The sequence below is a fragment of the Wolbachia endosymbiont (group B) of Chesias legatella genome, assembly GCF_964026945.1.
GTDB lineage: Bacteria > Pseudomonadota > Alphaproteobacteria > Rickettsiales > Anaplasmataceae > Wolbachia.
In genome coordinates this window covers 1,097,585-1,112,416 of the sequence record NZ_OZ034711.1, presented here as the reverse complement: position 1 = coordinate 1,112,416, position 14,832 = coordinate 1,097,585, and the positions used below count along the sequence as shown (strand labels likewise).

At 33.2% G+C, this 14,832-nt stretch carries 12 protein-coding genes and 2 pseudogenes; 5 read left to right on the top strand and 9 right to left on the bottom strand.

All coding sequences use genetic code 11. The annotated features are described in order from the left end of the window. Positions 1–6: 6 nt before the first annotated feature. Both ccmA and AAGD65_RS05115 read right to left on the bottom strand, forming a co-directional pair. Complete coding sequence (ccmA, locus tag AAGD65_RS05120) at positions 7–630, bottom strand: heme ABC exporter ATP-binding protein CcmA (protein ID WP_064085635.1); 624 nt, start codon at positions 628–630, stop codon at positions 7–9. A 3-nt stretch (positions 631–633) separates the two neighbouring features. Next, the gene (locus AAGD65_RS05115; RefSeq protein ID WP_264682413.1) at positions 634–1,065 is read right to left on the bottom strand and encodes a hypothetical protein; all 432 of its coding nucleotides are present in this window, start codon (positions 1,063–1,065) and stop codon (positions 634–636) included. Positions 1,066–1,473: 408 nt separating this feature from the next. On the opposite strand from AAGD65_RS05115, the gene AAGD65_RS05110 reads away from it, so the two are divergent. Further along, positions 1,474–3,492, top strand: a complete 2,019-nt coding sequence (locus AAGD65_RS05110; RefSeq protein ID WP_264682414.1) for a hypothetical protein — start codon at positions 1,474–1,476, stop codon at positions 3,490–3,492. A gap of 85 nt (positions 3,493–3,577) precedes the next feature. After that, positions 3,578–4,626, top strand: a pseudogene (locus AAGD65_RS05105) (IS481 family transposase). A 36-nt stretch (positions 4,627–4,662) separates the two neighbouring features. Here the strand turns inward: AAGD65_RS05105 and AAGD65_RS05100 are convergent. The 7 genes and pseudogenes from AAGD65_RS05100 to dnaG form a co-directional block, all read right to left on the bottom strand. Continuing rightward, positions 4,663–4,858 (bottom strand): annotated as a pseudogene (locus tag AAGD65_RS05100) (IS256 family transposase); the annotation flags it as partial. Between the two features lie 78 nt (positions 4,859–4,936). Beyond that, positions 4,937–6,265 (bottom strand): IS4 family transposase, encoded by a 1,329-nt coding sequence (locus AAGD65_RS05095; protein ID WP_264682442.1) that lies wholly within the window; start codon positions 6,263–6,265, stop codon positions 4,937–4,939. Between the two features lie 165 nt (positions 6,266–6,430). Continuing rightward, the gene (locus AAGD65_RS05090; protein ID WP_010401557.1) at positions 6,431–6,832 is read right to left on the bottom strand and encodes a cytochrome c-type biogenesis protein CcmH; all 402 of its coding nucleotides are present in this window, start codon (positions 6,830–6,832) and stop codon (positions 6,431–6,433) included. After that, positions 6,816–7,829: a hypothetical protein gene (locus tag AAGD65_RS05085; protein WP_264682415.1), complete on the bottom strand. Its 1,014-nt coding sequence runs from the start codon at positions 7,827–7,829 to the stop codon at positions 6,816–6,818. The genes AAGD65_RS05090 and AAGD65_RS05085 overlap by 17 nt, the downstream gene beginning before the upstream one ends. Before the next feature lie 7 nt (positions 7,830–7,836). Next, positions 7,837–8,184 (bottom strand): ferredoxin family 2Fe-2S iron-sulfur cluster binding protein, encoded by a 348-nt coding sequence (locus tag AAGD65_RS05080; protein ID WP_006013713.1) that lies wholly within the window; start codon positions 8,182–8,184, stop codon positions 7,837–7,839. 354 nt (positions 8,185–8,538) lie between these two features. Beyond that, complete coding sequence (locus tag AAGD65_RS05075) at positions 8,539–9,837, bottom strand: Na+/H+ antiporter NhaC family protein (RefSeq protein ID WP_264682417.1); 1,299 nt, start codon at positions 9,835–9,837, stop codon at positions 8,539–8,541. Between the two features lie 98 nt (positions 9,838–9,935). Further along, positions 9,936–11,669, bottom strand: coding sequence for a DNA primase (gene dnaG, locus AAGD65_RS05070; protein ID WP_264682418.1), 1,734 nt, complete (start codon positions 11,667–11,669; stop codon positions 9,936–9,938). 145 nt (positions 11,670–11,814) lie between these two features. Here dnaG and ubiG point away from each other — a divergent pair, with 145 nt between their 5' ends. From ubiG to tsaB, 3 genes are all read left to right on the top strand, one after another. After that, positions 11,815–12,981 carry a bifunctional 2-polyprenyl-6-hydroxyphenol methylase/3-demethylubiquinol 3-O-methyltransferase UbiG gene (gene ubiG / locus AAGD65_RS05065; protein WP_010401578.1) on the top strand — a complete coding sequence of 389 codons (1,167 nt, stop codon included), beginning with the start codon at positions 11,815–11,817 and terminating at the stop codon, positions 12,979–12,981. Between the two features lie 107 nt (positions 12,982–13,088). After that, positions 13,089–14,219: a dicarboxylate/amino acid:cation symporter gene (locus AAGD65_RS05060; RefSeq protein ID WP_264682419.1), complete on the top strand. Its 1,131-nt coding sequence runs from the start codon at positions 13,089–13,091 to the stop codon at positions 14,217–14,219. Beyond that, positions 14,219–14,824 (top strand): tRNA (adenosine(37)-N6)-threonylcarbamoyltransferase complex dimerization subunit type 1 TsaB, encoded by a 606-nt coding sequence (tsaB, locus tag AAGD65_RS05055; protein ID WP_264683410.1) that lies wholly within the window; start codon positions 14,219–14,221, stop codon positions 14,822–14,824. The genes AAGD65_RS05060 and tsaB overlap by 1 nt, the downstream gene beginning before the upstream one ends. Positions 14,825–14,832: the final 8 nt, after the last annotated feature.

Here is a 14,832-nt window from a genome sequence, read left to right as displayed (position 1 = left end):
CAAAAATTATACAAGAGGTCTGTTAAAATCACGTATGTCGATTGTCTTGAAGTCACACAATTGTTCTGTAGAGCTATGTCCTGTAATAATTACTGTACCGTTCTGCTCAGAGCGTATTGAGATTAGGTTCAATACTAATTCACATGTTGTGCTATCAAGATTACAGAATGGTTCATCTATCAGCCAAATGTTTGCATTAGAAATTAAAAGGCGAGCAAGCGCAACTCTTCTTTTCCAGCCTGCAGAAAGTTCACCATATCTAATGTTAAATACAGGCTGCAACTCTAAACAATAAGCAGCTGCCATAACTGATTCTCTAGTGTTCCGTATTCTTGCCCAGAATTCTATGTTTTCACCAATTGTTAAACTATCTTTACAGGCGTTTTTATGTCCTACGTAAACCATGGAAGATATAAAGGATTTTGGATCATCATATATGTCTTTTCCGCAGTATCTTATATTGCCTGATACTGGTGGTAAGAGTCCAGATAAACTTCTGATTAAGCTGGTTTTGCCGCTACCATTTGGACCAGTGATTAAGATTTTTGATTTTGGCTCAGCTTTAAAATTGAGGTTTTTAAATAATACTTTGTTATTACGAGCACAGGATAGATTTTTACATTCAAGCATGGATTATCTGCCTTTTCCTTTATATTTACCCTTAGTTGAAGACTGAGCTTTTATAAATAGCTCCCAAAATCCTTTCTTATCACCTTCTCTGTTTATCAATTGTGCAAAATGTTTCATTAAACTATTACCCATCATAACCATCTTTGTCCATTTACCTAACGGTTTTGCTATATCAACTATTTCTAGATCTTCTTTGTAAACTTGCATATTCTTTTGTTTCTCCCTTAGCATTTCCTGTTGTTTCATCAACTCTTTTTGCTTATTTTTTTGATACAATTCATTAAATCTTCTATTTTCTTCCCACTCTTCTTTGAGAACTTTTAGAGGAAATATAATTTTTCTAATATGATTTTTGTATATTTTTCTCAAAAAGAGAAATACTGCAATTATAGTAAGTAATATCGTGCTATATGTAATGATTTGTCCGAACGGCATTTTTATACTCAGCTTATTGGCAAGCGGTATTTACAATTATACCATAACTATAGAAATTTTACAATTTTTTTCTGGATAAAGATAGTAGACTAAAAATTTCTAAAGGACAAAAGCAACGTATTTACGTACAGGCTATCAACTACTACACTCAAAACTGACAAGTGTTAATCATTGGAGAGTAGAGGAATCACGGCTCTCTAATGAATAAAGATGGACTGTGTCAAGCTGGTGAGTAAGGTGGAAATTGAAAGAAAATCTAATTGTTGGTTATCATGCTAGATCTACTTGGCTTATAATAATTTCTGAGTTAACCTTAGATTTCCTGAGCTGTGGTTTCTTTTACCCATGTTGAATTCCTAGCTTTTATACTCTAATTTAATTCCAGTTTTGACTGTATAGGATGTCACAATGTCAAACAATATCTATAGCGATCAAGTTAATAATAGTAATTTATATGCCAACAAACTTTTTTATGGTGAAGAGGGTGAGCAAGTCGAAAATCTAGGAGATCAGGTTGCGGGAAAAGAGGATGATAAATCAGAAGAAGATTTACTTCGTGACTGTAGAGATGAAACTAAGAAGGCAAAAGATAAGTTAATACAGTGTAAAAAAGATGCTGTGGAATCACAAAGAGAAATTACACAATTAGAAGCAGAAACTAGTGAATTAAAGTCACAGGTTCAAGAAGAAAGAGAGAAGGTAGAACAAACTAAGAATGAAGCTAAAGCAGCAAAGGCAGAAGTTGATGAGTTAAAATTACAGGTTCAAGAAGAGAAAGGGAAGGTAGAACAAACTAAGAATGAAGCTGAGGCAGCAAAAGCAGAAGTTGATGAGTTAAAATTACAGATTCAAGAAGAGAAAGGGAAGGTAGAACAAACTAAGAATGAAGCTGAGGCAGCAAAAGCAGAAGTTGATGAGTTAAAATTACAGGTTCAAGAAGAGAAAGGGAAGGTAGAACAAACTAAGAATGAAGCTGAGGCAGCAAAAGCAGAAGTTGATGAGTTAAAATTACAGGTTCAAGAAGAGAAAGGGAAGGTAGAACAAACTAAGAATGAAGCTGAGGCAGCAAAAGATGAGTTAATACAGTGTAAAAAAGATGCTGAGAAGATGAAAGAAGGCTCTGAACAGGCAATTAATCAGGCAAAGTATGATGATGCTCAAGCAGAAGCTAAACAAGCAAAATTAGAAGCTAAGCAAGCAAAATTGGAAGCTAAGCAAGCAAAATTGGAAGCTGAGCAAGCAAAATTGGAAGCTGAGCAAGCAAGAATAGAAGCTTTGAGGTGCGAAATTGGACAAGAGAGAGAAGAAGTTATGCGGTGTAAAATTGACAAGGTAAAAGAAGAACTTATGCAGTATAAAATTGACATGGCAAAAGCAGAGAATAAGTGTTATAAAAAAGCAGCTGAAGAATGTAAAAAAGAGAAAGGAAGTGATAAAGAAGAACTTATACAGTGTAAAATTGACACGGCAAAAGCAGAGACTGAGTGGTATAAAAAAGCAGCTGAAGAATGTAAAAAAGAGAAAGGAAGTGGTACAGATAAACCTTGTCCCAATGGAGGAGGTGGAACTAATGTAGTCAAACCTGTTACTAATGGAGGAGGAGATGAAACTAATGTAGTCAAACCTGTTACTAATGGAGGAGGAGATGAAACTAATGTAGTCAAACCTGTTACTAATGGAGGAAGGGATGAAAATAGAGAAATTACGTCTCAAAAAATAACCCCAGATTGTAGCAAGGAAGAAATTTGTGGATCTTATGCTCGTTTTTATGGAGAAAATGGAAAGATAGGTTATCAAGGTTTTAATACATCTGATTTATTAAAGAATTTGTATTCTGAGATGTACGGTAATCCTAAAATTGCACCATATATAGAAAAGGGAGCAGAGGGTGGTTATGGTGCAGTAAATTTTAAATTTGCCTTTACTGATACTCTTAGTTCAATAGGCTACTTTAGTGATATAAAATGTGATAAATGCATTAATAGTCCACAAGAGTTAGCGTGTCAAGAAGAAGGGATTAAGAGTTTCTGCTACTCTAACGAGTACTATGCTACTAAAGAATGCAACAAGAATTTTTTTTCTAGAGAATCATGTCCTGATCTCGTTAAAGAGTTCGGTGAAATAAGTGTTATGAAAGCAAAACAAGTTGCACCATTGATACTTGTTAATAGCTCAGGACAAATGATAGATAAAGAGGGCAATAACACTCAAATACACTATAATTTATTAAAGCCTTATCTAAAGGCTAATGGTAAAATCAAGGACTGTGGAAATGACCAAAAGTGTAAGGATTATATTCCAATCATGAAGAAAGTTGCATGGGATACTGATAAGGAAGTACTGTTAAAAACTGTTTTTGATGATATGCAAAGAGCGAGTCCTTACTATGAAGATAATCCTGTTTCTGATGATACTAATTTTATATAAGACTAAATTGTACTAAATAACACTTGATCTGACACTTTAAAAAAGTAAGTTATAAAATAATAAACAAACAAAAGGAGTGTTAGAAATGAGTACAATACAAACAAAAATACTAAAACCAAAGTTAGGGTTATTGGAGCTAGCAAAACAATTAGGAAATGTATCACAAGCGTGCAAAGTAATGGAGAGATACGTTTTATCGATTCAAGGAATTATATGAAAATGGAGGAGAAGAAGCATTACATGAAATAAGTAAGAAAAAACCTCTATTAGCAAACAGAGTTTCCGAAGATATAGAAAGGGCAGTAATTGCCATAGCTACAGAATTTCCAGCATATGGACAACAAAGAGCTGCAAATGAGCTTAGAAAAAGGGGCATAATAATCTCTGAAGGTGGAGTGAGATCTGTATGGCTGAGAAATGACCTTGAGACCTTCAAAAAAAGACTGAAGGCTCTTGAGGCAAAAGTTATGCAAGATGGAATAATTCTAACAGAGGAGCAACTTGCGGCTTTAGAAAAAGTTAAAGAACAAGGGGAAGCACATGGTGAAATTGAAACAGAACATCCCGGTTATTTAGGTTCTCAAGATACTTATTATGTAGGCAATATCAAGGGTATAGGAAGAATCTATCAGCAAACTTTTATTGATACCTATTCAAGAGTTGCTATGGCAAAGCTTTATACAGACAAAACTGCAATTACTGCAGCAGATCTTCTTAATATACCTTTCTTTGATGGGCAAAACGTACCATTGTTGCGCATTTTGACTGATAGGGGTACGGAATACTGTGGCAAACCAGAAAATCACGCTTATCAGCTATATTTAGGAATTGAAAATATTCTAAAACCAACTCCGCAAACTAATGGCATATGCGAGAGATTCCATAAAACTATGCAAGATGAGTGTTACAATATTATTTTTCGCAAGAAAATCTACAATTCTTTGGAAGATCTGCAGATAGATGTTGATCATTGGTTGCGTTCTTACAATGAGAGCAGGCCTCACTCAGGTAAATACTGCTATGCCTATGCAAACTTTTCTTGATAGCAAACACATTGCTTTTCAGAAAAATATTAGTAGCATTAAACAAGAGACTGATATTAGTTTTAACTACCTCAATTCTTCTGTCAGTTAATTCGTGTCTGTCAGATTAAGTTGTGTCTAGTACAGAATTTCTTCGGTTGTTTTCTTCGCTTTCAGCCGACAAATGGTTTTCTATCTCGCCTTCCCTCTAGCAGTTTTTTTATAAATGGTGTTAATGCTCCATCTCTTCCTGTCAATGGTCTTCCTTCTCGTATAGATGATAAGATATTTGTTTCTAATTCTTTATAGTCTACCAAACCGGTAGTTCTGTTTGCTTGACTCATTGTCAAACCTCCATTTTTTTATCAATTTATTACTTTACTTCTCGGTTTGACACAGTTTATTTAACCATACGCGTCAAGTTAAGGAAAAATGAACAAATTTAGTGCACTCAAAGTTGATATTCTTGTTTTTCTATATTTATCTTTTAAGGAGAATTTTGACCAGGTTGAGATGAGTTTTTTGAGGAAAATTTGAACTTTACTGACTACACAATTTAATGTTAAGAATAACTCTCTAACCCGCCTTTTTAGCTCAATAAATGCCTTTGTTAAGCTAAGTTCTGTATTCTTTTTCACTTCTGTGCAACCAACTATGCCGTGAAATATAAGAATTGCGCACAATTTAGCATATAGTTCACATAATACTCTGCATGGCTTTCCTTTTAGCTTATCAAGTCTGATATGGCTTTTATACAATTTAAATAATAACTCAATTTGCCACCTTACTCTGTAAATCGTTAATACTTGCTCAGCACTAATTTTATTTTCTGGAACATTAGTTATAAATATTGACCAGTTCAACAATTTTTGATTTCTTTTAGAGGATGTATATCCCTGCGATCTTGCTAATCTATTAGCTTTCCTTCTTCTGGCCATAGACTGTTCTTCAGTTAGTTTCTGACATATAATTCTTACTCTAATTTTTGCTTCTTTTCCTAACAATACCTCGTTTTCTAAAAATAACTTATCCTCTAAACATTCTAATAACTCCATTTTTTGATTTGTTTCTACATCATATATGTTGGTATCGGATTTATAACGACTTATGAAATAAGCTCCTATTTCATTGATTTGTTTAAAAGAACTTGACACAAAATAACCGAGATCAGATATTAGCAAATCATTGCTTAATATATTACTTAAATGTTTCCTATATCCCTGGTCTGATCTTACTCCCTCCGTTAAATTAAGTTGGTCTATTATCTGATTCATGTAGTCGAAAACTAATTGTAACTTTATTCCAGACTTAGTATTGCTTTCATAGCCACTGTAGCTAGTACCATAACCTTTATACATCTCTTCCATACTGTTAGGTAGAGTAATATAGCTACTGTCCAATAATTTAACACTATTAAATTGCTGTAAGATTTTGCAATCAACTTGCAAGATATTTTTGAAGAGAACCACAGATTCATTATACATCCTTTTCATAAATTCCACTGCTTCTTCAGTAAATCTAAAATCCAAACCTTGTTTTGTTATATCTATCGAGTCCTCGTTTAGTAATTGACACATTGTTTCTACGCTACAATTATCAACCCCTATATTACCCAAGACCATGGCTTTTACGAACGATGAACCTTTTAGCTTTCTCTTTCTTTTTATAAACCTTGTTGTAGTTGAGATTTTATCTGCTTTTTCATTAAAAAATTCTTTGAGCTTTTTTGATAAGCTAGTTATTTTATTCATTGGTTCTCTCACTAAAAGTATTTCTGGGAGAACTTATACCTTATTATTCTATCTCTTTCATACCTTTATTTCCTTAACTTGACGCGTATGGTTTATTTAACACTCCCAACTCATGTTCGTATAGTAGCTACTTGCATTTGTTGTAAACTCACTTTTACTCTATAGTTATCTTTTTACTACTTTATCTATTTTCTGAACTGATTTTCGTATTAGAAAACATCCAATAAGAAGAATTATAAAAGGAATAAACCATAAAATGTAGGTACTAGATTTTACAGGTGGTACAATGATAATTGAATCTCCATAAGAATTTTTTAACTCTGAAACTATTTGCTCGTTAGTATATCCATCACTGATCTTCTTGCGAATTGTCTTACGCATACCATATGCAACTTGAGACTCAGATTCGGATAATAATTCACCAGAGCATACTGGACACTTTATTACTGCAAATAAGCTACTTGCTCGCTCTTCCATACTTTCGTCTCTTAGTTTATCATCCAAAGTAAAAGCATTTATGCTTAAATGGAATATCAATGTAAAAAGTAAGCTAATTACTATTCTCATTCTTGGTGAATTGAGTGATAAAATCAGTAGTGGATAATTTTCCAATAAAGCCTGAACCTACATTATTGTCGTACTTTATTGAAAATTGAATGTCGTTATCAGTGATTTTTTCTGATAAGGAAGATATTGATTTTTCCAATTTATCTGCAGTCTTTGAATCATTAGTCACAAACGAAATTAATTCTTTATAATTTGATATGGCTACATTGATTTTATCTTCAAATGAAGATGTAACTAAATTGTAATTACTTACTCCACCATTCGCAGCAATAGAAAAGTTATTACTCTCAATCAAAAATTTTTCTATGTTGAAATTAATCTTAGAAGCTGAAATATGGTTTACAAATTCATAATCTAATTTAGCGTCGACACTAAGGTAATTTTCAGGACTTGCAGTATGTTTATAACGGTAAGTATAAAAATCAAATTCTAGTTTAGTATTTTCATTCAGTTCTTTATCAAAGTGAAATTGAATGTAATTACTTTTATCATTCACTTCAGTTATAACACTTTGCTGATTTTCTAAAACATCACATTTTAATCCATAATCTTCGTAACGAAATGTATCTATATATTCTATTACAGTGCTATTTCTGTTGAATTTTAATGAAGATAGTAAATCATTTAGTTTAACAACAAAGTGGCTACTCACGTGTGTGTGACACTTTATATTCTTTTTCTCATCACTACGGACAGCAATGTTTACTTTATTGCTTGGTATATAGATATATACTGACTTATCAAATAATCTGTTTTTTATCATTAAAGCTTCAGATGAAACAGTTAATTGCTCATTAGAAAATTTTGGATTCGTTACACGAAAAACTAGGTTAAAAGGAAATCCCTTAAAATCATGTGAAATATCAACTTTTTCGTCATTAATGTAATCAGTTAAAAGACTTTTTACCTTAAATGCAGAAAAATACCAAAAACCACTATACGCTAGAGGAATAAACAAAGGTAAGGAGATGAGAATATAGATAAAAATTTTACGCATTATCCTCTTATTTATCTAATGATATATTTCTTGTACCTCTGGGCACGGTTACGCACAAACCGTCAATATCTTTTGTGATTTTTATTTGGCATCCAAGCCTCGATGTCTCTGTTAAACCGAAAGCTAGATCCAGCATGTCATTTTCCTCATCAGATATAGGATTATGTGTTTCTACAACATCATAAAATTTTGGATCAACAATCACATGGCATGTAGAGCAAGCAAGAGAACCTTCACATGCACCTTCAAGCAGATCTGGATCACTTCTATGGGCTAAATTAAGAAGAGTTTCTCCCTCTGCAGCTTCATAACTTTTCTTACTTCCATCAGGTAAAATAAAAGTAACGGATGGCATACTATTAAAATCTCTACTAATTTCTCTATATTCTACAAATAATAACTAATATTTGCAAACTCTTTGTAATTCCATTGCCTATCTCTTGTCATCTATATTCCTATTAGGACCTATATTTACTATCATATCTCATATAGTATATCCTATTGCATTTATAATAAATAACAAGTTCGTAAAGATCATTTGGTAGAGCAAAAAAACTCAAAACCCTTTATGAATTTATATGTTCCCAGTATTCCTGAATTATTAATACCAAATCCCTATAATGATACTCTAAAACCATATGTCTGTTAGTACTATGCAAGAAAGCCATCCATGGTTAGCATAATTTCCACAAAGCTACAGAAGAGTTGTTTATGGTAATTGAGGAGCTACAACCACATGACGTCTGTCATTAATCACTATTTCACCTATCGCAACTGCTGCAAAAACAAAACAATAATATACTTTTGTTAGTACGATGATAGGTGACAGAGAGGCAATGCTGCTTGCTAGTAATACGTGAGAACCATAAGGTAAGATACTTTTTGTGATAGAAGTAAATATCTCTAATAAGTACGCACTACGGTGTGGTGCAATGTTATATCTTTGCGCAAGCCTTTTCGCAATATTACTAGTTAATAAAATAGCAACAACATTGCTGGAAACTAAAATAGTAAACAAAGATGATATTCCTGCAATCATAAGTTCAGCTTGACTTCTTGTGAGATTCACCTCATCGGTGAATTTATCTATCTTTTTCTGACTGTATTCGTACATTAAGTGGCTTAATCCACTACTGAAGAGAATAAATATCATTACTTCATTCATCTTATAAAAACCCCTATATATGTCACGAGAATATTCAATAAGAGAATAATCAAAAAAAGCTATTCCTAATATCCCAGCAATAACCATATTAATAGCTAATGTTACCAGAGTGTTTATTTCAAATAAACCCATAATTATTAAAGATATATAAGGGATAATTTTGACTATGGATAAATAATTCAGACTTGAGATAGAAACAACTTCTGTACTATTTGAAATTATTACTAGATAAATAAGTATTATAAGACCTGTAACAGATCCTGTCTTGAAAGTGAGTTTTATTTTATCCTTTACTGAAGCTCCTTGTGAAGAAGTAGCAGCAATAGTAGTGTCAGATATCATTGAAAGGTTGCTGCCAAACATAGACCCACCTATCACAGCTCCAACACCCACTGCACAATCAAAAGCTCCATTTTGTGCTAAATTAACAGCTATTGGTGTTATAAGTGCAATAACTCCGATTGATGTGCCGATTGCACTTGAAATAAAAGTAGAAAGTAAAAACATTCCAGGAAGTAATAATCTTGCTGGAAGAAATCGAATAGTTAAGTTAGTAACAACATTTATACTACCAAGCGATTCAGTAACAGTAGAAAATGCTCCAGCAAATAGAAAAATCAAACATACGGTAAGAGTAGTTTTATTACCCATACCTTTTATAAGAGTATCAATACTATGTTGAATTTTGTTTTTATTGAATAGAACAGCAAAAAATAATGCTGGTAATAAGCAAACTAACGGTGAAATTTGATGAAGAGGATTACCAAGTCCGATAAAAGAAAAATAAATACCACTTCCAAGGTATAAGGCTAGAAAGATAATAAGAGGAAGAAATGAAAACACTTATCGTAGTTGAACAAACCAGAAATATACTAGAATAAGCTATTTTAAGCAACTACTAATACAGTGTTTTTCTAATAATTTTGAACATCTTAAGCCATCTACTTTTGAATAAATTCCATTTGCATTTCTTGTATACTATCCTCTATTTGCTTTATTTGTTCTATTAGCCTTTCCTCTAAGTCAAAATTACCGCCCAGCCTTGCTTTAATTTTTTCTTCTTGTAATACATTTAATTCTTTCCGTAATACTATGTTATTCCAGACAGTTTCTGCCGATCTCTTCTCACTTAATTGACTATTTAGTACGCTAGTTTTTTCAAATATAAACTTTATAACACTAGACTCCTGTAGCAGAATTTCTTTATTAAAGTTGCTCTCATTAGTTACCATATTAATTACGTACTGTTGTAATTTTTTCATCTCATTAGTAAATTCGAAATGAGAAAATTGCTCAAAAAATATAGGACGGTTCAAGATTTCAGGAAATTCTACGGCTATACGCAAAATTATGGCCTGATTTTGCTCTGCTTCAATTAGCTCTGGAGATTTATTGTAAAGATACTCACCTTTTGTTGCTTTGCTATTAAAAATCAGCTTTTTAAAGTTTCTTCTTAATTCACTGACCTTATTGTAAAAATAATCTCTATAATACCTTCTAATACTGCTGTTACCGATAGCATTGACATATTTCATGAACTTGTGCTCAAGAATTGAATATTTTTCCGGAGCAAATTTTTCATAATTTTGCAAATTGCTACCAATTATGTGATGCCATAAATATTCAGAGTGCAGTTCTGTTGAGCGGTTAAAAGCGGATAGTACATCTTCCGTCTTATATTCTAGTTCATTGCATATATCGCATGGGTCCTTGTTGCTTGGCAAAGTCACGAACTTCAATGTGTATCCAGGCTCCAGTATCGGCAGAACAAGTTCTGCAATTCGAATAGCAGCATGACATCCAGGACTATCGCCATCCATACAGATAGAAATTTCTTTAGCAAGTTTCCAAAGATTTTTTATCTGCTCTGCAGAAATTGCGGTACCAAGCGGAGCAACTGTATTGCTAATTCCCGCTTGATGTAGTGCTATTACATCCATATATCCTTCAACAACAAATAGATGCTGTTTTTTGCGTATTTCACTCAAAGCAAAGTTTAATCCATATAAATTTTCTCTTTTCTTAAAGAGCTGACTCTCTGGGCTGTTTAAATACTTCGGCTGTTGCTCAGAGTTCAGCGCACGTCCGCCAAAACCAATAACTTTGCCCGTGATGTTGTGTATAGGAAATATCAGCCGATCATAGAAATAATCACGAAAATTCTTATTTATTAACCCAACATCGATCAAAATCTCGTCTTTAATACCAGAGGAGTTCAAATATTCCTTCAAGCCAGAACTTGGTGCATAACCTATCTTAAATTTATCTATGATTTTGAGTGAGATCTTGCGCTGCCTTAAATAAGCCATAACACCTCGATTTTTCTGCGCGAACCAACTTGCAGCTAAATTCAGTGCTGAAAACAGTTTGTCATTTTCTTTAGCAAAGCTGAGGTTTTTGGGTAACTCAACACCTGCAACAGATGCCAATTTTTCCAACGCTTCCTTAAAACTTAAGCCCTCAGTTTGTGAAATAAATTCAAACGCATCACCATGAGCTGAGCAACCGAAACAGTAATATAAGCCCTTAACATTGCTGACCGAAAAAGATGGAGTTTTTTCGTTATGAAATGGGCAGAGTCCAACAAAACTATCTCCTCTTTTTATTAACCTAACTTTTTTTCCTACTATGTCGGACAACAATAATTTTGACTTTATAATATCTATATGATCCATTTTACCGAATGAGTAGTGGTAGGATAAAAATTATATAGAATTTATGCATATCTGACTCGAAATTTATTCAGAAAGATCAGGAGAGCTTGACAAAAAGCTCAAAATAAATTACCCATATAAATACCCTTAAGTTGCAATTTCTTATATGTCAGATGTGATATCAGTTGCTTCAGACCACGCAGGTTATGAACTAAAATCAGAAATAAAGGCTTACTTGGAAACTTTAGATTATACAGTGATAGACCGTGGCTGCACTGCTGAACAAAAGAGTGTAGACTACCCTGACTATGCTGCTGAAGTTGTAGAAGATATAACAAACAAAAAAGCAAATTATGGAATATTAATTTGCGGTACAGGTTTGGGCATGAGTACTGTGGCAAATCGTTTTGAAGGAATCTACGCTGCTTTATGTAATAGTGTTGAGATCGCAAAATTAGCTCGCGAGCATGGCAACGCGAATATACTTTGTCTTGGTGCAGGGTTTACTGCGAGTGGATTAGCAAAAGACATAGTCAAACAATTCCTCGAAACAGAATTTTCAAAAGAAAGTAGACATAAAGAACGCCTTGATAAACTTAGCAATATTAGCAAGAAAAAAACCACAAAAACTTATAACGAAGATGAAATATCAAAATTCGCTAAAATAGCAGGTGAATGGTGGAATGAGAATGGCAAATTCAAGCCATTGCACATGATGAATCCTGTGAGAGTATCATACATCGTTGAGAAAATAAAAGAATTAAAAAAATGCGATTTAAAAGAACTATCATTGCTCGATGTTGGTTGTGGTGGTGGCATTTTGTCAGAGTCAATGGCGCGTATTGGTATTAGCGTTGCGGGAATAGATGTATGTGAGGAAAACATAAAAGTGGCACAGTCGCATGCGAAGAAAGTAGGGTTAAATATAGAATACACACACACTAGCATTGAAGAGCTAAGCAATGACAAGAAGTATGACGTGGTTTTGTTGATGGAAGTGGTTGAACATGTCGATAATTTAGAGTTTTTCATGAAAAAAGCAATAGAGCTGTTGAAGCCAGAAGGGCTAATTTTTATATCGACGATAAATAGAACTATTAAATCCTTCTGTCTTGCAATAGTCGGCGCAGAGTACATATTAAACTGGCTGCCAAAAGGCACACATAATTGGAATAAATTTCTCAAGCCATCAGAAATTGCAAATCATCTAAGGGAAAACAATGTAACACTACAAGATATGACTGGTATGGAATATAATGTAATAAAGCGTGAATGGAACTTGACCAAAGGTGTGGATGTTAATTATATACTTTGTGGAAACGTTGTAATTTGAAATCTCATTCAATTACTAGAAGGTAATGCAAATATTTTAGGCAGTTTTACTTTACTTAGCAGCTAATTTATCATATGTATTTCCATAGGATATCGCTATATTAGAATATGTTACAATTACTAACCTTACTTGCTGTTATCACTTCGGTTGTATTTTTTGGTCATCTAGTTCCAATGGAAGTGAAAACCTTCTTGTATTCAATAAGCCTTAGTATAAAAGAGATCTTACTATTTATAATGCCTTTTATTGTTTTTGCATTAATCTTTAGTAGTGTTAACAATCTTAAGCAGTCGGCTATAAAGTTTATATTATTACTTATTATAACGATTTTCTTGTCGAATCTAGCTTCAAGTTTAATAGCTTATTCTGTTGGGCATTTCATCACACAAAACACTTATTCAATACAAGATATAACATATGAAGAAACAATTGTTCCTTTATGGTCATTTAGGATACCTGCATTGCTTTCTAATTTTTATGCCCTTGCTTGTGGATTTGTGTTAAGCATATTAGTGTCCACAATATTACCAAAAAAAAGCAAAGAGCTCTCGAACAAAATGTTAGATTTAACTCTCTTTATTTTGAAGACATTTTTGACGCCAATTATTCCAATGTTTGTACTTGGTCTTGCTTTAAAAATGGAACATGATCAGGTTTTACCCATAATATTTAAGGATTACTCAATAATTTTTATTATTATATCATCTGCAACCTACCTTTATGTTTTTCTCTTATATGGAGCAGCAAATTCGTTCAAGATCACAAGCTGGATAGCTAGTATAGGTAATATGATACCAGCATTTATTACTGCAATGAGCACAATGTCTAGTAATATAGCTATACCGCTTACTCTTGAAGGAAGCAAAAAAAATGTAAAGCAGCATGATATAGCATCGTCTGTTGTGCCAATAACTGCTAGCTTTCATTTAGTAGGTGATTGCTTTTTTATTATAATACTATCAATGATAATGACTTTTGGTGGTGCATTGTCTGCAACAGACTATGTGACTTTCCTTCTCTACTTTCTGTTATTTAAATTTGCTATTGTTGCAGTTCCAGCGGGAGGGGTTATAGTAATGTTGCCTGTTCTTGAGAAGTATCTTAAATTCTCCCCAGAGATGCTTTCATTAATTACAGCATTGTATATAGTGTTTGACCCAATAATAACTTCAGCAAATGTTATGGGTAACGGTGCGTTCACTATGATGTTTACAAAGCTCTATGATAAGCTTAAGTGATGTCCATTCTAGCAATTAATACTGTAGGTGCTGGTAGTTCAATAGCAGTAATTGATTACGATGGTAATTGTTTTGTAGAACGCAATTCTGTAAACAATAGTCATGCAGAATCATTTTTTCAAATACTGAATACTTTGTTTGATAAGCATAATTACAGCTACGATAAAATAGACCATTTAGCAGTGATAGTTGGACCAGGAAGTTTTACTGGAATCAGAGTTGGTATATCAACTGCACAAGGTATAAATCTTGCTACAAATAAGCCGTTATATGGGGTTAGTGAGCTGGAAGCTCAAGCATATGCAATATCGCTACTTTGTGCAAATAGCAAAAAAAATATTAAAGCTATAATCGAAGATGATCAAAAGTTTTATACACAGTTATTTGATTTCAATTTGTTACCGCTATCAAATCCTGCTGTAGTAAGTGAACTCCAGCCTGAAACGGACTGCATTACATATATGGATTGCAGTTTACCAGAGTTAAATGCTAGCCATGCAGGGCTATTAGTCCGTTATAGACTAAAAAATAAACAAAAATTAAATGGTGTTGAGGCTCTATATTTAAATGAGCCTCAGTATATGAAATCGTTGCCTATTGCGTAAACTGTACT